The following is a 20,814-nucleotide window of genomic DNA, read 5'->3' as shown; positions in this document are numbered from 1 at the left end:
CCGGCCGGGGAGGCGCCCTCGGGCGCGGCAGCGCGAAACGCTTGACAAAATAGCCGCGCGAGGGAAACATCTCAGCGCCCTATGGCGCTTCGCCATGATGTTGGAACGCCTGGAGCGGGGATAGCTTACAACAACACAATTGTTTTTCACACCTCAAGACGAATAATTTTCCAAGGAGGAACCTCGTGAGAAACCATAGATGGGTGGGTCTGATGGCATTCGTTCTGCTGGCCATGGTCTGGCTGACAACTTCAGTGGCTGGGGCTCCTTCTGTATCGTATGTTCTCTCTATGCCCAAGCCCTCGAGTCATCTCTACGAGGTGACGGTCCACATTGAGGAGATCGAAGCGCCGTTTATCGATGTCGCCATGCCGGCCTGGTCGCCGGGCGCTTACATCGTGGGCAATTACGCCAAGAACGTGCAGGAGTTTTCTGTCAGCGACAGTGCGGACTCGCCGGTGAGGTTCGAAAAACTGGATAAACAGACCTGGCGAATCTACCGGCAGAAGGGCCGGTCGGTCGACGTGCACTATAAATACTATGCCGGGCCTTCGAGTTCTCCCTTCGGCGGCATGGGCTTCAGCATGGCCCAGCTCAATTCGTTCCACGCCAGCTTTTCGGGCACCAGTTTGTTCATGTATGTGGTTGGCAAAAGCCCCTATCCCGTCGAGGGACCGGTTAAGCTCACGGTCGAACCCCCGGCGGGTTGGCGCATCTATACCGCCCTTCAAAAGACCCCACAGACGAACGTCTTTGCGGCGGAAAGTTATGACACGTTCGTCGATGCGCCCACCGAGATCAGCCCGGAGGCCAGGCAATACGATTTTGAGTACCAGCACGTTCCTTACCACACGGTGGTCCATGGAAATGGGAATTATGATCCGGCCAAGCTCGTCGAGGACCTCAAGCGGGTTGTGGCGACGGCCGTCGACCTGTTTGGAGCGGCGCCCTACTCCGATTACACTTTCTTCTTTCACCTGCGCCCCGGCGCCCGGGGAAGCGGGGGACTGGAGCATCTGAACTCCACTTCCATCAGCGCCGGAAAATATCTTTTCACAAATCCCGTTGAATACCGAAGGTTCCTGTTTGTCTGCGAACACGAGTTCTTTCACCTCTGGAATGTGAAACGGATTCGGCCCCAAGTGCTTGGCCCCTTTGACTATTCAAAGGAACAGAATACACGTAACCTTTATGTCTCCGAAGGAATGACCAGTTATTATGGGGGGCTGCTGTTGAAGCGCTCGGGGCTGTGGTCGCAGAAGGACTATTTTGAATACCTTGCCACCCAGATTTCCACGCTTCAAAGTAACCCCGGCCGTCATCTGATGAGCGCCGAAATGTCGAGTTGGCAGACCTGGACTCGCAGCGATAATTCGGCCAATAACACGATCGATTATTACAACAAAGGGGAATTGCTGGGCATGGTGCTGGACCTCGAGCTGAGGGCGCGTACCGGAAACCGGCGGACGTTGGATGATGTGTTTCGGTATCTGTTGAAGACCTACGGGCTCCCTCAACCCGGCTTTGAGGACACGCGAGGATTTCAGGAGGCTGTGGAACTGATCGCCCGAGAAGGCGGGGCGTCAGATCCAAACTTCAATGCATTTTTTGACCAATACGTGCGGGGGGTCGAGGAGATTCCCTGGAACCGTTTTCTCCACTACGCCGGCCTCGCGCTGGAGGAAAAGAAGGACAAGCCCACCCCTTACCTCGGGCTCACCTCGCGCACCGATGAGAATCAGCTTCTTGTCTCGACCATTCGCACCGGGACCCCCGCCTGGGATGCGGGTCTGGATATCAACGATGTTCTTCTGGCCTGGAATGACGAGAAGATCGATCCTGCCCTTTTCAATGACCGAATTAAGGAGATGAAGATTGGTGATACGATCAAATTCACTCTCTTTCGAGGAGACCGGCTCCTCACCATCCCGGTTCAAGTCGGCCAGGAAGAAAAGATCACCTATTCGATTAAAGCAGGAAAGGAAGCCGGGGGAGAGCAGCAGAAGGTCTACATGAGCTGGTTGAGCGAAAAGGAGTTTCCCCCCAAGTAAGAGGCCTCGCTGCGCTGCTGAATCGGCCGGGACTCCGCCCTCCGCCTGGAGCGACCTCCGGGGAGGATGCTGTAGCCATTGGAAACTCCTGCCGGGGCACTCGGCGTGGGGTGCATGGGGTGCCGCAGGCATGCGTTCTTTGCATGCGTTCGCGCGGAACGGGGCGCTAACTCTGCAAGATCGCGCTTACCACTCGGTCACCCATCTCGCTGCAGGAAAGCCGGGTAATGCCTGTGACGGGTGAACTTGAGAGGTCGCGCGTTCGATATCCCTTGTCGAGCACCGATTCCACGGCCTGTTCGATGGTGCGGGCCTCTTCGGAGCGATGAAAGGTGTATTGGAACATCATCGCGACGGAAAGGATCGCCGCCAGGGGGTTGGCCAGGTTTTGGCCGGCGATGTCAGGAGCCGATCCATGCACCGGCTCATACAGGGATACTGTCCCCCCGACGCAGGCGGAGGGCAACATGCCGATCGATCCCGTCAACATGGCGGCCTCATCACTGAGGATATCGCCGAACAGGTTGCTCGTCACGATGACATCAAACTGAGCGGGGTTGGCCACCAATTGCATGGCACAATTGTCCACATACATGAAGCTGAACTGGACATCCGGGCACGTTGCCGCCAGCCGGGCGGCAACGTGGCGCCACAGTTGAGAGCTCTCCATGACGTTGGCCTTGTCGACGGAACAAATCCGGCGGCGCCGCGACCGGGCCAGTTCGACCGCCATCCGAACAATTCTCTCAATTTCTCCGACCGAGTAGATCTCGGTGTTGAAACCCACGACGGCGTCTTTAACCTCGGTCACCTTGTGGGACGGGGCGTTGAGGTCACCCTCCGATGGGTCGATGTCTGCAAACCCGCGTGGCTTCCCGAAATAGATGCCGCCGGTCAGCTCCCGCACGATGAGCAGGTCGACTCCCCCGACCACTTCGGGCTTCAACGTGGAGGCGTCCTGGAGTGCTCGAAAAATGCGGGCCGGCCGCAAGTTGGCAAAATTGCCTAGTGCCTTTCGGATCCCCAGCAAACCGCTTTCAGGTTTCAATGCAGGAGGATTGCTGTCCCATCGGGGTCCGCCAATCGCCCCTAACAAGACGGCATCAGACTTCCCGCAGGCTGTAACGGTCTCGTCCGGCAGCGGTACCCCCACCGCGTCGAGGGCCGCACCGCCGATGAGGGCAGACTGCGTCTCGATCGAGTGGCCGAACTTCCGACTGATTGCCTGGACAACCTTCGTCGCTTCTGCGGTCACTTCCCGGCCGATCCCATCGCCCGGAAGAATAGTGAGCTTAAGCTTCATATGACCTCGGATAGAAAAACGGCGGCCTTGCGGCCGCCGCTATACATAACATAAAAATTGGATCCAGCCTGAGAAAATCAAGCGCCTCTAACAATCCGATTTCCCGGGAGCAATTCTAAAATAGCCATCCTGTGTGAATAGCAGGCGACTTTTTTGCCGGATTGCTTCGATTCGGCTCCATGGGATTCTCACCCTCCGGGGTCCGCGGCCCGCCTCCGCTGCGTGACGCAAAGAATCCGCCGGGATCGGTCAGCCACTGGGAGATTTCTTCTTATCGCGCTCTATCTTCCGCCGGACAAACTCCAGAAGGCCTCCCGCTTGCATCATTTCACACGCAAATTCGGGGATGGGGGTGAAGAAGTACACCTTGCGTTTACTCAAGTTCGTGATGGTCCCCGTCCCGATGTTGACCTCCAGATCGTCCCCCATGGAGGTCTCCCTGCAGAATCCTTCACATTCAATCGCCAGAAATCCGTTGTTAATCGCGTTGCGATAGAAGATTCGTGCGAAGCTTGTCGCAATGACCCCGGCAACCTGAGCGCCCCGCAACGCCCACACGGCATGTTCCCGGGAGGAACCGCATCCGAAGTCCTCCGCCACCACCAGAAAATCCCCCGGCTTGACCCGCTTGACAAAATCGGCGTCGATGTCCTCCATGGCATGCTTTGCGAGCTCAGACTCTTCATGCACATTCAGGTATCTTGCCGGGATGATCTCATCGGTATTGATGTGTGGCCGTGCATAAACATGGGCGCGTCCGGTCATGGCGGCGGTTCGCTACCTTTCTAGTCTTTGAGAGAAGCTGTCAGGTATCAGCTGTCAGCTGTCAGTTACAGACAAGTGATCTCACACTGAACCCTGGGTCTCTACATATGTCATTATCGCTGCCCATCTCTGTGGGGGAGCGACGGGTCGCGGCGAAAAGCTGTTGGCTGATGGCTCACAGCTGATAGCTGACCGCTGATAGCTGACCGCTGATAGCTGACCGCTTCTTCACAGATACTTCCTCGGATCAGCAATCTTTCCTTCGATAGCTGAAGCCGCCACGGTGGCCGGCGAGGCAAGAAACACCTCGCTCTTGGGATGACCCATGCGCCCCACGAAGTTCCGGTTGGTAGTGGAAATGCAGCGTTCACCTTCGGCCAGGACTCCCATGTAACCCCCGAGGCAGGCGCCACAGGTCGGGGTTGAGATGGCACACCCCGCATCCGTAAAAATTTCGAACAACCCCTCCCGCAGTGCCTGGTTGTAGATGGAAGTGGTTGCCGGGACGACCATGGTGCGGCAGCTGCGCGCGACGTGGCGTCCCTTCAACACCTGGGCGGCGATACGCAGGTCCTCGATGCGCGCGTTGGTGCAGGAGCCAATATAAGCCTGGTCCAGGGCGATGCTGTCCTGGGCCACCCGGCTCACGCCTACCCCATTCGAGGGGAGATGGGGGAGGGCCACCATCGGTTCCATCCGGTCGACCTGAATTTCGACCGTCTGTGCGTACACGGCGTCGGCGTCGGAATAGACCGGCTCGAAGGTCTTGTCTTTGGAATGCGGTTTTTGCCGGAGGTACTCGAAGGTCACCGTATCAGGGGCGATCACTCCGGACTTTGCCCCGGCTTCGACCGCCATATTGGTCAACGTCATGCGGGATTCCATGGAGAGGGCATCGATGGTGGAACCCACCCACTCCATCGCCATGTAGCGCGCCCCATCGACACCAATCTGCCGAATCACTTCGAGGATGATGTCCTTGGAGAAAACACCGGGAGGAATCTCTCCCTCGACCACGATCTTCATCGAGGCCGGGATCTTGAACCACAACTCGCCGGTGGCCAGCGCCGCGGCCAGGTCGGTGGAGCCTATCCCCGTGGAAAAACATCCGAACGCACCATAGGTGCAGGAGTGGGAATCGGCGCCGATCACGGTGGTGCCGGGCAGGATGTGTCCCATCTCGGGCAGGAGCGCGTGACAAATCCCATGTCTCCCGATCTCATAGTAATGCTCAATCCCCTGCTGTTCGACCCATTGGCGCAGAATCTTCGCCAGGAGTGCAGATTGAATGTCCTTATTGGGAACAAAATGGTCGGGGGTGACGACGATCTTGGAGGGATCAAAGACTTTTTCCACTCCGATCGATTTCATCATGGTGATGGCGGGAGGGGTTGTCACCTCGTGACACATGACAAGGTCGATTCGGCCGTTTATCAGTTCCCCTGGCGCGACCTCGTCTCGTCCCGAGTGTTTTGCCAGGATTTTTTCTGTAATAGTCTGGGGCATAGGTTCCTTATTCACAATCGGAAGCTGGCCTGTATTCGAAATCAGAAGTCAGAGGCCGGAGGTCAGAAGTCAGAAGTCAGAAGCCAGAAGCCAGAGGCCAGAAGCCAGAAGTCAGAAGTCAGAAGTCAGAAGTCAGAGGCCAGAAGCCGGAAGCCAGAGGCCGGAGGCCAGAAGCCGGAAGCCAGAAGTCAGAAGTCAGAGGCCAGAAGCCGGAAGCCAGAGGCCGGAGGCCAGAAGCCGGAAGCCAGAAGCCGGAGGCCAGAAGTCCGACGTCAGAAATTCGAAGTCAGATGCCAGAAGTTGGGATTCGAGACGCGAATCTTGACGCGGGACTGAGGATTAATCCACCAATTTCCCTCTCAGGCTAATATTCAACAGACCGTCCGCACCAATTTATAGTCTGCCAACGGGCAACTGAGAACCGACCACTGAGAACTGGCAACTGCTTTCACACGGCCCAATCGGCCGCATGGTCCTCTGCGGTCTGCGGGGACTCAAATACGCCGGCACCGCCCACATTCGACTGTAAAGCCTTTTCACGCCGCTGTCTCTCCAGGAGCGCCTTATTAATAGCGTTCAGGTAAGCGCGGGCACTGGCTTCGGTCACATCCGTCGAAGCTGCTTTTCCCGTAAAGTTGTGTGTGCCGAACTGGACGTGAACGAAGGCTTCCGCCACCGCATCTTTTCCGCGGGTGACCGACTTCAAGGAATAATCGAGCAACTTTCCCGGCATGCCGGTAATGCGGTCGATGGCGTTATAGGTCGCGTCAACCGGACCGTCTCCTACCGCCGAATCCACGAGCACCTCCTCGCCATGGGCCAGTTTGAGGGTTGCCGATCCAAACCCTTCATTTCCACCGATGGTTTGCAGGTATTTCAGCGAATAGGATTCGGGGACGTGCTTCAACCCGTCATCGAGGATGACGATCAACTCCTCATCGAACACCGCCTTTTTTTTGTCGGCCAGCTTGGTGAACAGCAAATAGGCGCGCTCCAGTTCTTCTTTCGTGAGCGTGTAGCCCAGGGATTCGTAACGCTTCAGAAGAGCATGCCGTCCGGAATGCTTCCCCAGGACGAGCTTGTTCTCAGGGATCCCGACCGATTGCGGGGTCATGATCTCATAAGTGAGCGCCTCCTTAAGCACGCCATCCTGGTGAATTCCCGCTTCATGGGCAAACGCGTTCTTTCCGACGATCGCCTTGTTGGCCTGGACGGGCATTCCGGTAAGGTTGGAAAGAAGGTGTGAGCACCGGTAGATCTCTTCACTGCGAATCCCGGTCTCAAGCTTTAGATAGGCTGATCTTACCCGCAAGGCCATGACAATCTCTTCCAGCGAGGCATTCCCGGCCCGTTCCCCTATCCCGTTGATGGTGCATTCCACCTGGCGCGCCCCGTGCTGGATGGCGGCGAGGGAATTGGACACTGCCAGCCCCAGGTCGTTGTGGCAATGGACACTCAGCGTCGCGCGCGCCAGCGCGGGAACGCGCTCCCGAAGAGTGCCGATCAGCGCCCCGAATTCGCTGGGGATGCAGTAGCCCACGGTGTCGGGGATGTTGACGACGGTGGCCCCCGCTTCGACGACGGCCGCGATGACCTGGCAGAGATAGTCGATATCGCTGCGGCCTGCATCTTCAGCTGAGAACTCGACATCGTCCGTGAGCGACTTGGCGTAACGGACCGCCTCCGCCGCCTGCCGCAGCACCTCTTCCCTCGATCGGCGAAGCTTGTGCCGCAAGTGGATGTCGGAGGTGGCGATGAAGGTATGGATGCGGGGCCGCGCCGCGTATTGAATTGCCTCCCAACACCGCATGATATCTGCCGGGTGAGCTCGAGCCAGTCCCGCGATGACCGGCGTGCGCACCTCCTGGGCAATGCGGCGGACCGCCTCGAAGTCGCCCTCGCTGGCGATGGGGAAGCCCGCCTCGATGACATCGACATTCAAGCGTTCCAACTGCCGCGCCATCTTCAATTTTTCGTCGATGTTCATGCTGAAACCGGGCGATTGTTCGCCATCTCGCAAAGTCGTGTCAAAAACAACAACGCGGTCCATATGGAAACCTCCTGGGAATCCGGCTTGTTACCGGGTGATTCCCGCGAGAAAAATCCGGGTCATTCCCCGGACCAGTTGTGGAAGTGAAATTCGGCCGCCCGGCCGATACCACTGGTAGCACCAGTTCATCATTCCAAGCAGGGCGAAGGCGGCGAGGCGGGGGTCGATCTCCTTCCGGCCCTGCTGCTTCAACACATCCCGGACTAGCCCTTCCACGAAGCGGATGTACGCCTTCTTTCGTTCCGCAATCTTCCGCCGCATCGCGCCCTTCAGGGACTTATCCTCGTGAAGAATCACGGTGACTTCATGGTTCCTCTCCCGGAGAATGAGCCGAAGGTGGCGTTCTATCATCTGCTCTAACCGCTCCCGGGGATCGCGCAGCGCCTGGACCGGCCGGATCACCACTTCGTCGGTCAGATCCATCCCGTAATCGAGAATGGTGTAGAGCAGCTGCTCTTTGCTGGTCACATGATGGTAGAGGCCCGCCTTGGTCAGTCCCGCCGCTCGGGCCACGTCGCTCATGGAAGTGGAATCGTATCCCCGCTGGTGAATGACCCGCGCCGCGATGTCGTAAATGGGATTGTGTAAGCGGGCCTGCTGTCGCTTCGAGGGCATGGACGTCGACGCACTCCTCGTGAATGGGAAGCGGACCGGCCAACGGTGTCCGCGGATTTTGCCTGACGTATTTCGGGCCTTGGGGCGCCGGTGCTGACCTACCGACCGGTCGGTATTCTAAGGAGCGGAATGGGGGATGTCAAGCGCAAAAAGGCAGGGAAACCGCGGTGGACTGATCCTCCGGCCCCCGGGGTCGTCCCGACGTGATACGCAGGTCCCTGCCCCCGCTTCCCAATCCTTCTTAAATCACGATCCCCGGGCCGGACCCTGGGGGGCATGCATTTGGTCTTCCCTCCGGGGCCCACTCCAGCTATAATAACGGCACTCCAGGCAATTGGCTCCGAGGGTTACGACGGCAGGAAGGGGTGCTTTATGACCGGACCTCGCGTTTACTACACCGATTTCTCGGGCGGCAAACTGGTCGTCCCGATTTCACAATCCGTGCTGAAGATCGGACGCAACTCCGAGAACCACGTCATCCTGAACGATCCCTCCATCTCCCGGTTCCATGCCGAAATCCGCCCTCAGAACGGGAGCTTCTACATCGTGGATGTGGGCAGCAAGAACGGGACGATCGTCAACGGCGAGCGCGTGACGGAACGAAAGCTGGCGCACGGCGATCGCATCCAGCTGGGATCCAATCCGGCGCAGGCGGTGCTGTTCGCCTTGGAGGAAGTGAAGGATTCTGTGCTGGCCTCCATCAGCTCGACCAATGACTCCGCGGAAAGCAAGGTCAGCTCCCACCATCTGCGCATGCTGCTCGAGGTTTCAAAAGCGTTGAGCTCATCACTGATTTTGGATGATGTACTGAACCGCGTCATGGAGGCCGTCATTGAGCTGGCGGGGGCCGATCGTGGATTCCTGATGTTAAAGGACGCGCACGGCGAGCTGCAGGTGGCCATGTCGCGAAACATAACGCGCGAGGCCCTTGAGGACAAGCAGCACCGCCTCAGCCGCACGGTCATCCAGCGTGTCATCCAGACCGATCAGTCGGTGATTGTCTGTGATGCCGAGCGGGACCAGCATTTGCGCGATCAGAAGAGCGTCATCGCATTGAACTTGAAAACAATCATGTGCGTGCCCCTGCGCATCTACCGCTCCACGTTTCAGGACAACGGCGCGGAGGATGCCCCTGCGGTCTCGACCATTGGATTGCTGTACGTCGACAAACAAACGGTCACGCAGGTTTTCTCGGATCAAGACCTGGAACTGTTTGAGACCCTCGCCGGCCACGCCGCCATCGCCATCGAGAACGCGCGGTTGCACCAGGAGGAACTGGAGAAGCGGCAACTGGAGGAAGAGTTCAAGATTGCGCGGGAGATTCAGCAAACCCTCTTGCCCAAGACGCCCCCGGAACTGGCCCGGACCCGTTTTTCCGGGGTCAACATCCAGTGTCGGGCCATTGGGGGAGATTACTACGATTTCATCCCGCTGGGGGAAGACCAGGTCGGCATTGTCATCGCCGACGTCGCGGGGAAAGGATGTTCCGCGGCCTTGCTCACTTCGATGGCTCAGGGAATGTTTCTGTCCGAGGCTTGCCCCGAAAGGTCGGCCGCCGAAACCATCTCCCGGGTGAACCATCATCTGGCGCAAAAAAACCCCAGCGGAAAATTCGTCACTGCGTTCTATGGGGTGCTGACCGATGCGGGTGAGTTCCGGTACTGCAATGCGGGCCATAATCCACCTTTGCTGGTGACGGCAGCCGGGGAAGTTCGTCCGCTGCGCGAAGGCGGCATGGTGATGGGAATCTTTGACAAGGTTCCCTATGAACAGGGCGTGGTCTCCTGGAATTCTGGCGACCGGCTGGTTTTTTTCACCGACGGTGTTACGGAAGCCCAATCGAAGACCCTGGAAGAATTCGGAGATGAGCGTCTGCTGGAACTGATCATGACCAATCGCACCCTCTCGGCGGAGGAGATGAAAGTCAAGATCATGGATCGGCTGACTGACTTTACCTCCGGGGTCCTGCAGCATGACGATATCACTCTGATCGTGGCAGAGAGGAAATAGAGTTTGGGATCCGTTGGTTCTCCATGACCGGGCGGGGAGTGGCGGTCAAATTTGAATTGCAGAGTAAGGGACTGCGGGAAGGGGATCGATGTAAGCCCTTGATCATTCGGTTGGAGTGACCCAGAAGTTCGGTCTATGACCCTCGGGCAGGACCCACCTTTTTGCAGTCCCTCTTGGAATCTCTTCTCGCCTGCGAAACAACCTCTAGCCTTGAATCACTATCGTATAGCGATGTAGATTATGAACGGCCAAAATTCACTTAGGAACGTCTAAACAAGGGACAAAAACTCGAAAAAGGGGTAGTAAACCTATGGAAAATCAAATGGAAAGCTCTACCGAACGGCCACAAGCGACTCGCCACCGTCGACCCGCGCCGCTCACAATCTGGGCGGCAGGGATCGTGGGGATGGTGGCCATCTTGTGGCTGGGTCTGCAGCAACTGCAAATCGGTTACTCTCAGGGATATGCACCCGCTAAGGATTCCCTGGTGAACGCTCAGGATGTCAGCGTTTTGGAACAGCAGAATCGGGCCTTTGAGTCCATCGCCAAAGCCGTACTCCCCGGGATTGTCAACATTTCGACGACCCAGGTGATTAAAGCTCGGCCCCAAACATCCCCTTTCTTCAATGATCCTTTTTTCCAACAGTTCTTCGGGCCCGATTTCCAGGGTGTTCCGCGAGAACAGCGTGAGCATGCCCTGGGGTCCGGCGTGGTGATCAGTCCAAACGGCTACATTGTCACCAACAATCACGTCATCGATAAGGCGACCGAGATCCGCGTCCAGCTTGCCGATAAGAGGGAATTTAAGGGAAAGGTGGTGGGGGCCGACCCCAAGACCGACATCGCGGTGATCAAGATCGAGACCGATGGCCTGCGGGCTGTCCCGTGGGGAGATTCAAAAGGCCTGAGAGTGGGCGAGAATGTCCTGGCCTTTGGGAATCCTTTTGGACTGAACCAGACTGTGACGAAGGGCATCGTCAGCGCCGTGGGACGGACGAACGTGGGGATCGAAGATTATGAGGATTTCATTCAGACGGATGCCGCCATCAACCCCGGAAATTCGGGTGGCGCACTGGTGAACATCCGGGGCGAATTGATTGGCATCAACACGGCCATTGAGACTCCCACCGGGGGATCCTCCGGGGTGGGTTTTGCCATCCCGAGCAGCATGGCCCGGCAAGTGGCCGAAAGCCTGATCAAAACAGGCAAGGTGGTGCGGGGGTGGTTGGGCGTGATCATCGGGGAGGTCACCCCCGCCATTGGCCGCGCTTCGGGTTTGAAGGAAATTCGGGGAGCCATCGTGTCTGAAGTCAACGCCGACAGCCCCGCTGCCAAGGCCGGCATCAAGGTGGGAGATATTGTCCTCGAGTTCAATGGAACGGAAGTTCAGAATCGGAGCCAGTTTGCCTACCAAGTCGGATTGACTCCGGTCGGCAGCACCGCCAAAGTGAAGGTCTGGCGCGGGAACGAGGTCCTGACTCTGAATGTCACAATCGGCGAAATGCCAAAATCGGCGGAGCGAGGACCGGCGGGCGAGTCCACTGGGGGTGAATTCAGCAATGTGTTGAACGGGATTTCCGTTCAGGACCTTACGCCGCAACTGGCCCGGCGCTTGAACCTGCCCAGCAACACCACGGGGGTGGTGATTTCATCTATAGCCCCGGGCAGTGTGGCCGCGGACTCCGGATTGCAGCGTGGTGACGTGATTCAGGAATTGAATCGTCAAGAGGTTCGAACTGTCGAGGATTACAACCGTATTGCGGCGAAAATTGGAAAAGATGATACCGCCCTGCTTCTGATCAATCGTAACGGGGTGACGGTGTACGTGGGCTTGAGTCCTGAAGGCGGACAATAGTCACTGGTTTTCCGCTCTTGGCCTGCGGTTGGCTGTGTAAATGGTTTCGGGTGTCCGGGAGGACACCCGAAAACCACCCCTGATGAAGTGCCGTCCCGGGATGTCATCCCCTGCGTCTCCGGCCCAGGGTCTTCGCTGTTATTCGATCCCACGATTGCGAAACCACGGTTCCTTGTAAGGCGCGAAAAAACGTGGGGGGCCTCTCCTCCGAGAGTTTGCCACTTTTTTTCGTGTTTTTTCCCCTTCTGTTGGTGCTATTATCCCTCACCTTCATTTCACAAAGAGATGGCGAGCCTTGACAGGCTCCACTCGACCCCGGCGAGCGGGGGGATCCACTAATAAAAGGAGAAGAGACAATGGCTGAGAAGAATCTGATGGATTTTCGCGGGTCCGCGATCGGGGCGGATTTCGACAAGATGGCAGCAGGTACGATCGGGGCCCCAGGTATCGTCCCGATATTCTGCATCCTCCCTCCGCACATTCTTAAGCATGTCGCTCAACGGGGAAGTGAGAAGCAAAAGCAATGGGCATGGCATACCCTGTCGCTGTCTGAACAACTGCGCGGTCAGCGGAGGGTGATGTCAATGATGGCGACTACAGGATCGACTGCAACGGGGACCAAGCGGCGGACCATTTACGACGCCAAGCACGGCTCCAGCCTTCCGGGCAAACTGGTCCGGGGAGAGGGAGATCCGAAGAGCAAGGATAAGGCAGCGAATGAAGCCTATGATGGCTCCGGCGCAACTTATGACTTTTATCTTCAAAACTATAATCGAAATTCCATTGACGATCGCGGAATGCGGCTCGATTCCACGGTGCATTACGAGAGGGGTTACGACAACGCTTTCTGGAACGGCCAGCAAATGGTTTACGGGGATGGCGATGGCAAGCTGTTCAACCGCTTTACGATCGCGCTCGATGTGATCGGGCATGAGCTGACTCACGGCGTGACCGCGAATGAGGCGGACCTGTCCTATCAGGATCAATCCGGGGCGCTCAATGAGTCAATCTCAGATGTCTTCGGCTCGCTCGTCAAGCAGTACAAACTGGGCCAGACGGCCAAACAGGCGGACTGGCTGATCGGGCAGGGACTGCTGGCCCCCGGCGTCAAAGGGGTCGCCCTGCGATCGATGAAGGCCCCCGGCACAGCCTATGATGATCCCGTGCTGGGAAAAGACCCTCAGCCTGCCGATATGAAGGATTACGTGCAAACGAACGAGGACAACGGGGGAGTTCACCTGAACTCGGGCATACCCAATCGGGCATTTTACGAAACCGCGGTTCAAATGGGCGGGAACGCGTGGACGAAGGCCGGTCAAATCTGGTACGTCACCTTGCGCGACAAGTTGCGCCCGGATTCGAACTTCGAAGACGCCGCGCGAATGACGGCTGCCGTGGCCACCGACTTGTTTGGCAAGGGCTCGAATGAGGTCAAGGCGGTCCAGGCGGGCTGGAAGGCGGTCGGACTGTAGATGCGGACCGCTCGGACCGGCCCGGGATGATGCGCATCGGCTCAAGCCACGGTTGTTTCAATTGCGGATTTCGGAATCCGGAATGATGGGCTCGAACCCAGGTCCCAGTCTGCGTAAATGAGCGTCCCCCGGGCAGGGGAGGGTGTGCAAACCTTACCGGTTCATGGGTTGACTCTCACGATTGTCGTCTCTAGTCGTTCTGGTATCTTTTGGGGTTAGGTTTTAGAATCTTCGCGGGGAGTTGCAAAGGGGCTCATGTCCGGCGGGGCCGCGATGCCAGAATGTCATGATGCGGCTAGGGTCGCTGCGAGAGTGCTCGTCGTGAAGCTGGGTATGCAGACCTGGACCCCGAACGAGGATCACCTATGCGAATTCGACTTCAAAGGTCCGGTGGGTTTGCTGGGATCAAATTGTCATCTTCCGTAGATACCGAGGAGTTGGGTGCGGATCAAGCGGGACGGATCACGAAGATGGTGGAAGGCGCCGCCTTTTTCGAGCTACCCGACACCCTCAAGTCCGCTCGACCGATGCCGGACCGGTTCGTTTACCGAATCCAGGTCGAGGAGGGTGGCCGGGTGAAAGAGGTGGAGGTCGATGAGGCCTCTCTGCCCGATCAATTGAAACCACTCGTCCAGCATCTGGTGGAGGCAGCGCGAAAGAAATAGCCCGATTCTTGCCTTCTTGCTTATATCCTTTGAAACCACCCTCCATTATTTCTTCCACGTGACACACCGGATGTGACCGAACGCGGAAATGCAGGATCTTCATCAGCCCACGAGATGGGTCACCCATCGGATTGCCAATCCGGGCGGTTTTGGATTCGTGTGTGATAAAATGACGATAGAATGCCTGAAGGAAGTGTGTCATGAGCACGGAACCTGATGTCGAGATCGATTACGCCCCGGAGATTGCCTCTCTCAAAAGGGAATTGAACGCGGTTATCCTGGCGCATTATTATCAGGATTCAGAAATTCAGGACATCGCGGATTTCATCGGCGATAGTCTCCAGCTGGCACAACAGGCGGCCGCGACCCGTGCCCGTGTGATTGTCTTTGCCGGCGTTCATTTCATGGCCGAAGTGGCCAAGATCATCAATCCTCGGAAGACCGTGTTGCTGCCGGATCTGAACGCGGGCTGCTCATTGGCGGAAGGGTGCCCGGCTGACCAGTTTGAGCTCTTCAAGGCGCGTTACCCGGACCATCTTGTCATCAGCTACATTAATTGTTCTGCAGCCGTGAAGGCTCTCAGCGACATTATTTGCACTTCCTCCAATGCAGAAAAGATCATCCGCCAGATTCCGGCGGAGAAAAAGATTATCTTTGCGCCCGACCAGAATCTCGGCCGGTACCTGATACGAAAGACCGGCCGCGCAATGGTGTTGTGGCCCGGTTCGTGCATGGTCCATGCCATCTTCTCAGAAAAAAAGATCATTCAATTAAAAGTCCGATATCCGAAGGCCCTCTTGCTGGCTCACCCGGAGTGTGAAGAGTCGGTGCTGCGGCTTGCTGATCATATCGGATCCACAACCTCCATCCTGAATTTCGCGATCGGAAGCCCGGCGCGGGAATTCATCATCGCCACCGAGCCGGGGATCATCCACGCGATGTCGAAAAAGGCCCCGGAAAAGGTCTTCATTCCCGCCCCTCCCGACAGCAGTTGTGCCTGCAATGAATGCCCTCACATGCGCTTGAACACCCTCGAAAAAGTCTATCGCTGCATGAGAAAGCGCTCCCCTGAAATCGGCATGGATGAACCCCTCCGACTCCGCGCGCTGCGCCCGATCGAGCGCATGCTGGAGATGAGTTGAATAGAGCATTCAGCTATCAGCTATCAGCAATCAGCGATCAGCGATCGGGGAGCAGCGGTCAGCCATCAGCGATCAGCAATCAGCTTTCACAGATCAGCAATCAGCTTTCAGCTATCAGCAGTCAGGAATACCCTCAAGAATGGAAGTAAGCGTGGTCGTCAGCACAGGAACTCACATCATCCCCCACCGAAAGGGAGGGATGCGAATTGAGAGACTTCAAACAACTCAAGGTATGGCAAAAGGCTCACAATTTAACTTTAGGTTTGTACAAAGCTACTTGGAAGTTTCCGAAGGAAGAGTTGTACGGACTGACAAGCCAGATTAGACGATCTGCTGCCTCCATTCCGGCAAACATTGCAGAGGGTTGCGGACGTTCGAGTGAAGTCGAATTGGTTCGCTTCCTCCAGATTGCAGGAGGTTCTGCTTCTGAACTCGAGTATCACCTTCTCCTGGCCAAAGATCTTAGACTCTTAAACATTGAAGATTATGATTTCTTGAATTGGAGTGTTTGCGAAGTAAAAAAGATGCTAACGGGCCTAATTCAAACGCTGAAAGCTGACCGCTGACAGCTGATTGCTGATCGCTGATGGCTGACCGCTGATCGCTGACCGCTGAAAGCTGACAGCTGACGGCTGATCGCTGACCGCTGATCGCTGATATCTAACCCATGTCCCTCCCTCTAAAATCGGAAGTGCTCCGCAAGCTCATGATCAGTTTCTTGCGTGAGGATGTCGGTTCCGGAGACCTGACGACCAACGCCATTGTCCCTGCCTCCGCCCGGGCCCGCGGATGGCTGATCGCGAAGCAGAGGTGCGTGCTTGCAGGACTGGAGCTGTTGCCATACGGGTTCAGGGTATTGGATCCATCGGTACGGGTTAAATGCCTTTTCAGGGACGGCCAGGAGGTGGCGGGAGGTCAGCCGGTGGCATCGGTGAGCGGCCGCGCGCGCGCCCTGCTGACGGGGGAACGGGTCGCATTGAACGTCCTCCAGCGTCTTTCAGGGATCGCAACATTGACGCACGAATTTGTTCGGGCCGTTCGGGGCACCCGGGCGCGGATCTATGACACCCGGAAGACAACCCCGGGCTGGCGTATGCTTGAGAAGTATGCGGTGCGTTGTGGTGGCGGCCACAACCATCGACGGGGACTCTTTGATGCGATCCTAATTAAAGACAATCACCTCGCCTTCGCCGGCGGCGTAAGGCCTGCCGTCGAGCGGGCCCGGATGGAATCAAGAGGAAGCGGCGCTTTGGAACTGGAGGTTTCCACCGTTGACCAGCTCCGGGATGCCCTTGGGTTAGGAGTGAACCATATCTTGCTCGACAATATGACTCCACCCCAGGTGCGCCGTTGTGTGGAGTTGATCCGGAAGCAGCCCGGAGGACGAAGGACCCTTGTCGAATGTTCGGGCGGTGTCTCACTCCGAAGCGTGAGGCCTTTTGCGGAAGCAGGCGCCGATTGGATCTCTGTAGGGGCGCTCACCCATTCCGCCCCGGCGGTCGACATCAGCTTTGAAATCGAACCAGCAGGGGCCGGGCGTCCACGCGGTGACTCCCCGTCGCGGGCGCACCGGAACTAAAGCGAAGTTTTATTCGGAAGCCAGGAAACCCGAGGATCGGTCGTCAATGGAAATGTTCCTCGATCATCTAATTTCTTTTAGATTGAAGATTTTTAACTTCCTGCATGCCCGGTCTCCTCATGACAGATGTTTCTGCCCTTGTCACGACAGATTCTGTTGATAAGGCATGAAGGGGATCCGGTTTTGATTCCCGCCTTTCCGGGTAAGGTGAAGGGTGTTTCATGACGAAGACTGACATTCTGGTTATCGGGAGCGGCATTGCCGGTTGTGCGGCAGCGCGTGCGGCTGCCAGGAGAGGCGCCGACGTCCTGTTAATGACGAGAGACTCCAGCCTTGAGGAGAGCAACACGTTTTACGCGCAGGGAGGAATCATTTTTCGCGGGGACAATGATGCCCCCGAAAAACTGGCCGCCGATATCATCGCCGCCGGTGCGGGGCTCTGTTACGAGCCGGCGGTCCGGGTCTTAAGCGAAGAAGGCCCGCGCTGTGTCCAGGAGGTCCTCATCGACGAGCTTCAGGTTCCCTTCGATGTTGTCGACGAATCCACCGATGAGTACGACCTGACGGCCGAGGCCGCGCATTCCGTGCGCCGGATTCTGCATTACAAAGACGTCACGGGACGGGCGATTGAGACCGCGTTCCTACAGGCCCTGGCCAAGAATCCCCGAATCCGCATCCTGACCAATGCCACGGCCGTCGACCTGCTGACCTTGTCGCATCACTCGCTCAATCCTCTCGACACCTATCAACCCCCCACTTGCATAGGCGCCCATGTGTTGATCAATGAAACCGGGATCGTGGATACGATTTTTGCGAAGGAAACGATTCTGGCGACCGGCGGGCTGGGACGCGTGTTTCTGCATACGACCAACCCGCCGGGTTCGCGCGGGGATGGCATCGCGATGGCCTATCGCGCCGGCGCCCGCTGCATCAACATGCAGTATGTCCAGTTTCATCCCACCACGCTGTTCCATCCCTCCGGCCGGTTCCTCATTTCCGAATCCCTGCGAGGGGAAGGAGCGCGGTTGATGAGCCCTCGTGGGGAGGAGTTCATGAAAAGGTTCCATCCCAACGGTTCGTTGGCCCCGCGTGATGTGGTGGCCCGTGGAATACACCAATGGATGATTGAATCGGGGGAACCCTGCGCCCTGCTTGACATTTCCCACAAGAGTCCCGATTGGGTTCGAAGCCGTTTTCCGGGAATTTACGAGAAGTGCAAGTCCCTTGGAATCGATATCACCCGGGAACCGATCCCGGTGGTTCCGGCGGCGCATTACAGTTGCGGCGGCGTTTCCGTCGATGCGCTCGGAAAGTCCAATGTCGGCCGGTTGCGAGCCGTGGGAGAGGTGGCATGCACCGGCGTTCACGGCGCCAACCGCCTGGCTTCAACTTCATTGCTCGAGGGCCTGGTGTGGGGAACCCGGGCCGGGTCCGACGCCGCGGAGAGATCGTTGAATGCCGCAGATCATTATTTTCCCGAGATCGCGCCATGGGTCTACGAGCGCGAAACGGTCGACCCCGCATTAATCGCCCAGGATTGGCTCACCATTCAACAAACGATGTGGAATTACGTGGGACTGGTTCGTACCACCAAGCGTCTCGATCGTGCCCACGAGATCCTCCGGGAGCACCACTTGGAGATTGAGCGGTTTTATGACAAGGCGGCCATCAGCGATTCCCTGATCGGATTGCGGAATGGAGTGCAGACGGCCCTGGCAATCCTGCTTGCAGCCATGGAATGCCGCGAGTCGCGGGGGTGTCATTATAGAAGCGATTAGTGAGGAGCGCTGACCGCTAAGCGCTGATCGCTTCCTTCACCCACTCGTCGAACAGCGCCGCGATGTCGGCGTGAACAGCTTCGACCGGGCGGTTGCCGTTGATCTGGAAGAACCGGAAAGGCTCACGTCGCTGCAGCCAGCCATATCCCTCCCGGACGCGCTCAAAGAACTCGCGGGCTTCCGTTTCAAACCGGTTCTCGTCGTAAGCCTGGGCGGTGTTACGGCGTTGGGCCCGATTCAGGCTGGTCTCCACGTCGATGTCGATGATCAGGGTGTGGTCAGGGCGGAACCCGTCGAGCACGAGATCGTCGAGAATGCGAAGAAATTCTACGCCCAGTTGCCGGCCGAATCCCTGGTAGGCCCAGCTGGCGTCGTTAAACCGGTCGCACAGGACCAATTTCCCGGCTTCCAGCGCCGGCTTGATGACCTGTTCAACGTTTTGAATTCGTGATGCGTAGTAGAGGAGAACTTCTCCGATGGAAGTCAGGCCGGTGGTCTTGGAGTCCAGAAGGATTTTGCGGATATCCTGCCCAATCGGCGTGCTCCCGGGTTCTCGGGTGGCAATGAACTCGACTCCACGAGCTCGCAATCGCTCCGCCATCAGGTTGAGCTGAGTGGTCTTGCCGCAGCCGTCAATCCCCTCGAAACTGATGAACCGTGGTCTCGACATAGCAAGGCAGTTTAACATTCGATGGACAGTCCGGTCTATCAAGACCGCACGCCCCGTTCAATCTTTTCGTGAGGGCCTTCTCACCCCATGAATATTCAAGAAATCAGCGCCAATCTCAAGCCGCTGGAGGAGCGAATTCAGCAGGCGTGTCGGCGTGCCGGGCGCGAACGCCACGAGGTTCAGCTCATCGCCGTCTCGAAGACGTTTCCCGTGGAGGCGGTCGTGGCTGCCGTTCATGCGGGGTTGACCATCTTTGCCGAAAATCGGGTGCAGGAAGCGGATCAAAAATTCAGCGCCCTGGCTTCGTCTCTCGCCATGGAGGATCAGGGAGGCGCTGCCGGCGCCGCTGAAAGAGGGTTTAAACTCCATTTGATCGGACATCTGCAAAGCAACAAAGCAAGACGGGCAGCGGAAATCTTTGATATGATACAAACGGTGGATCGCATCGAAGTGGCCCTGAAACTTTCCCGCTCTTGTGAACAGCTCAATCGTTTGTTACCCGTACTGATTCAAGTGAACCTCGGCAATGAGGAGACCAAATCCGGCGTTGAACCGTCCGGCGCGCTGGAGCTGGTGAGGAAGGTTTCTGAATTGAAGGCGTTGCGGGTTCGGGGACTGATGGCCATTCCGCCGTTTCGAGACCACGCGGAAGAATCACGCGCCGATTTCCGAGCGATACGCCGGCTCGCCGAAGAGATTGCGAAGCCGCGCCTTGCCAACGTATCGATGCACGAACTCTCCATGGGGATGAGCCATGACTTTGAAGTGGCCATCGAGGAGGGAGCCACCATGATTCGCCTCGGGACGGCGATTTTTGGGAAGAGAAGTTAGGCCAAATGGACGAGATGGAGATCAATTCGCGGGAAGACGGCTGTACCTTCCGGATTGTCGTTGTGCCCCGGGCTGGCAAGAATGGCTTGGCCGGGGTGCTGGCCGGAGCGCTCCGGCTGAAGACGGTCGCGCCCCCGGTCGATGGGGCAGCGAACGCCGCATGTATTCAATATCTTTCGCGCCTTCTGGATGTCCCGAAATCGAATGTGGAACTCATTTCCGGAGAACACCATAAAAGAAAGACGGTTTATGTTCGTGGAATCAAGGCCTCCGACGTTCGACGGATTTTGAGCGGAGCGATGAAGTAAGAGTTTATTCAGTCTATTCAGTCTATTCGGTCCATCTGGTCTGTTCGGTCTGGGCAGTGTGTTTGGTCTGTTCGGTCTGTTCAGTCTGGCCGGTCTGGGCGGTTCATTTTGTCTTTGAGTCTTTTTGCCCAATGAGACCAGGAGTCCTTAACCCCTGTTTTCCGATGTCAGGCTTGCAATGAAATGGCTCAATATTGACTGCAATAACCGGTGA

At 57.3% G+C, this 20,814-nt stretch carries 17 protein-coding genes; 11 read left to right on the top strand and 6 right to left on the bottom strand.

Annotated elements, in window-relative coordinates; translation table 11 throughout:
• The first annotated feature begins 185 nt into the window (after window positions 1–185).
• On the top strand, window positions 186–2,051 hold the full coding sequence (locus LAO21_00150; GenBank protein MBZ5551099.1) for a PDZ domain-containing protein: 1,866 nt from the start codon (window positions 186–188) through the stop codon (window positions 2,049–2,051).
• Between the two features lie 166 nt (window positions 2,052–2,217).
• Here LAO21_00150 and leuB read toward each other — a convergent pair whose 3' ends face one another.
• The 5 genes from leuB to LAO21_00125 all read right to left on the bottom strand — a co-directional run bounded on the left by leuB (window position 2,218) and on the right by LAO21_00125 (window position 8,290).
• Window positions 2,218–3,354, bottom strand: coding sequence for a 3-isopropylmalate dehydrogenase (leuB, locus tag LAO21_00145; protein ID MBZ5551098.1), 1,137 nt, complete (start codon window positions 3,352–3,354; stop codon window positions 2,218–2,220).
• A 249-nt stretch (window positions 3,355–3,603) separates the two neighbouring features.
• Entirely contained in the window at window positions 3,604–4,119 is a 516-nt protein-coding gene (locus LAO21_00140; protein MBZ5551097.1) for a 3-isopropylmalate dehydratase small subunit, read from the bottom strand.
• 228 nt (window positions 4,120–4,347) lie between these two features.
• Window positions 4,348–5,625, bottom strand: a complete 1,278-nt coding sequence (locus LAO21_00135) for a 3-isopropylmalate dehydratase large subunit (protein ID MBZ5551096.1) — start codon at window positions 5,623–5,625, stop codon at window positions 4,348–4,350.
• Between the two features lie 448 nt (window positions 5,626–6,073).
• Window positions 6,074–7,675 (bottom strand): 2-isopropylmalate synthase, encoded by a 1,602-nt coding sequence (locus LAO21_00130; GenBank protein ID MBZ5551095.1) that lies wholly within the window; start codon window positions 7,673–7,675, stop codon window positions 6,074–6,076.
• A gap of 27 nt (window positions 7,676–7,702) precedes the next feature.
• Window positions 7,703–8,290 carry a TetR/AcrR family transcriptional regulator gene (locus LAO21_00125; GenBank protein MBZ5551094.1) on the bottom strand — a complete coding sequence of 196 codons (588 nt, stop codon included), beginning with the start codon at window positions 8,288–8,290 and terminating at the stop codon, window positions 7,703–7,705.
• Window positions 8,291–8,662: 372 nt separating this feature from the next.
• Here LAO21_00125 and LAO21_00120 point away from each other — a divergent pair, with 372 nt between their 5' ends.
• The 8 genes from LAO21_00120 to nadB all read left to right on the top strand — a co-directional run bounded on the left by LAO21_00120 (window position 8,663) and on the right by nadB (window position 18,791).
• Window positions 8,663–10,300, top strand: a complete 1,638-nt coding sequence (locus LAO21_00120) for a SpoIIE family protein phosphatase (protein ID MBZ5551093.1) — start codon at window positions 8,663–8,665, stop codon at window positions 10,298–10,300.
• A gap of 322 nt (window positions 10,301–10,622) precedes the next feature.
• The gene (locus LAO21_00115) at window positions 10,623–12,155 is read left to right on the top strand and encodes a DegQ family serine endoprotease (GenBank protein MBZ5551092.1); all 1,533 of its coding nucleotides are present in this window, start codon (window positions 10,623–10,625) and stop codon (window positions 12,153–12,155) included.
• Window positions 12,156–12,571: 416 nt separating this feature from the next.
• Window positions 12,572–13,627 (top strand): peptidase M4 family protein, encoded by a 1,056-nt coding sequence (locus LAO21_00110; protein ID MBZ5551091.1) that lies wholly within the window; start codon window positions 12,572–12,574, stop codon window positions 13,625–13,627.
• Between the two features lie 365 nt (window positions 13,628–13,992).
• On the top strand, window positions 13,993–14,292 hold the full coding sequence (locus tag LAO21_00105) for a hypothetical protein (GenBank protein MBZ5551090.1): 300 nt from the start codon (window positions 13,993–13,995) through the stop codon (window positions 14,290–14,292).
• Window positions 14,293–14,492: 200 nt separating this feature from the next.
• The gene (gene nadA, locus LAO21_00100; protein MBZ5551089.1) at window positions 14,493–15,434 is read left to right on the top strand and encodes a quinolinate synthase NadA; all 942 of its coding nucleotides are present in this window, start codon (window positions 14,493–14,495) and stop codon (window positions 15,432–15,434) included.
• A 206-nt stretch (window positions 15,435–15,640) separates the two neighbouring features.
• Entirely contained in the window at window positions 15,641–16,000 is a 360-nt protein-coding gene (locus LAO21_00095; GenBank protein MBZ5551088.1) for a four helix bundle protein, read from the top strand.
• Between the two features lie 101 nt (window positions 16,001–16,101).
• Complete coding sequence (nadC, locus tag LAO21_00090; GenBank protein ID MBZ5551087.1) at window positions 16,102–17,013, top strand: carboxylating nicotinate-nucleotide diphosphorylase; 912 nt, start codon at window positions 16,102–16,104, stop codon at window positions 17,011–17,013.
• 221 nt (window positions 17,014–17,234) lie between these two features.
• A complete protein-coding gene (gene nadB / locus LAO21_00085; protein ID MBZ5551086.1) occupies window positions 17,235–18,791 on the top strand; it encodes an L-aspartate oxidase in 1,557 nt (518 codons plus the stop codon).
• Window positions 18,792–18,807: 16 nt separating this feature from the next.
• On the opposite strand, the gene tmk is transcribed toward nadB, so the two are convergent.
• Complete coding sequence (gene tmk, locus LAO21_00080; protein MBZ5551085.1) at window positions 18,808–19,461, bottom strand: dTMP kinase; 654 nt, start codon at window positions 19,459–19,461, stop codon at window positions 18,808–18,810.
• A gap of 87 nt (window positions 19,462–19,548) precedes the next feature.
• On the opposite strand from tmk, the gene LAO21_00075 reads away from it, so the two are divergent.
• Together LAO21_00075 and LAO21_00070 are read left to right on the top strand one after the other, a co-directional pair.
• Entirely contained in the window at window positions 19,549–20,292 is a 744-nt protein-coding gene (locus LAO21_00075; GenBank protein MBZ5551084.1) for a YggS family pyridoxal phosphate-dependent enzyme, read from the top strand.
• Window positions 20,293–20,306: 14 nt separating this feature from the next.
• Window positions 20,307–20,600 (top strand): DUF167 domain-containing protein, encoded by a 294-nt coding sequence (locus tag LAO21_00070; protein ID MBZ5551083.1) that lies wholly within the window; start codon window positions 20,307–20,309, stop codon window positions 20,598–20,600.
• Window positions 20,601–20,814 lie beyond the last annotated feature (214 nt).

This window comes from Terriglobia bacterium (assembly GCA_020073085.1).
Classification (GTDB): domain Bacteria; phylum Acidobacteriota; class Terriglobia; order JAIQFV01; family JAIQFV01; genus JAIQFV01.
Note: the sequence above shows the minus strand (reverse complement) of the source record. Positions and strands in the feature narration are given on the sequence as shown.

Coding starts and splice junctions, on each gene's coding strand:
- LAO21_00120 (MBZ5551093.1), top strand. CDS start 8,663: ATGACCGGACCTCGCGTTTACTACACCGATTTCTCGGGCGGCAAACTG.
- LAO21_00075 (MBZ5551084.1), top strand. CDS start 19,549: ATGAATATTCAAGAAATCAGCGCCAATCTCAAGCCGCTGGAGGAGCGA.
- nadB (MBZ5551086.1), top strand. CDS start 17,235: ATGACGAAGACTGACATTCTGGTTATCGGGAGCGGCATTGCCGGTTGT.
- LAO21_00115 (MBZ5551092.1), top strand. CDS start 10,623: ATGGAAAGCTCTACCGAACGGCCACAAGCGACTCGCCACCGTCGACCC.
- LAO21_00070 (MBZ5551083.1), top strand. CDS start 20,307: ATGGAGATCAATTCGCGGGAAGACGGCTGTACCTTCCGGATTGTCGTT.
- nadC (MBZ5551087.1), top strand. CDS start 16,102: ATGTCCCTCCCTCTAAAATCGGAAGTGCTCCGCAAGCTCATGATCAGT.
- nadA (MBZ5551089.1), top strand. CDS start 14,493: ATGAGCACGGAACCTGATGTCGAGATCGATTACGCCCCGGAGATTGCC.
- LAO21_00140 (MBZ5551097.1), bottom strand. CDS start 4,119: ATGACCGGACGCGCCCATGTTTATGCACGGCCACACATCAATACCGAT.
- LAO21_00130 (MBZ5551095.1), bottom strand. CDS start 7,675: ATGGACCGCGTTGTTGTTTTTGACACGACTTTGCGAGATGGCGAACAA.
- LAO21_00105 (MBZ5551090.1), top strand. CDS start 13,993: ATGCGAATTCGACTTCAAAGGTCCGGTGGGTTTGCTGGGATCAAATTG.
- tmk (MBZ5551085.1), bottom strand. CDS start 19,461: ATGTCGAGACCACGGTTCATCAGTTTCGAGGGGATTGACGGCTGCGGC.
- LAO21_00125 (MBZ5551094.1), bottom strand. CDS start 8,290: ATGCCCTCGAAGCGACAGCAGGCCCGCTTACACAATCCCATTTACGAC.
- leuB (MBZ5551098.1), bottom strand. CDS start 3,354: ATGAAGCTTAAGCTCACTATTCTTCCGGGCGATGGGATCGGCCGGGAA.
- LAO21_00110 (MBZ5551091.1), top strand. CDS start 12,572: ATGGCAGCAGGTACGATCGGGGCCCCAGGTATCGTCCCGATATTCTGC.
- LAO21_00135 (MBZ5551096.1), bottom strand. CDS start 5,625: ATGCCCCAGACTATTACAGAAAAAATCCTGGCAAAACACTCGGGACGA.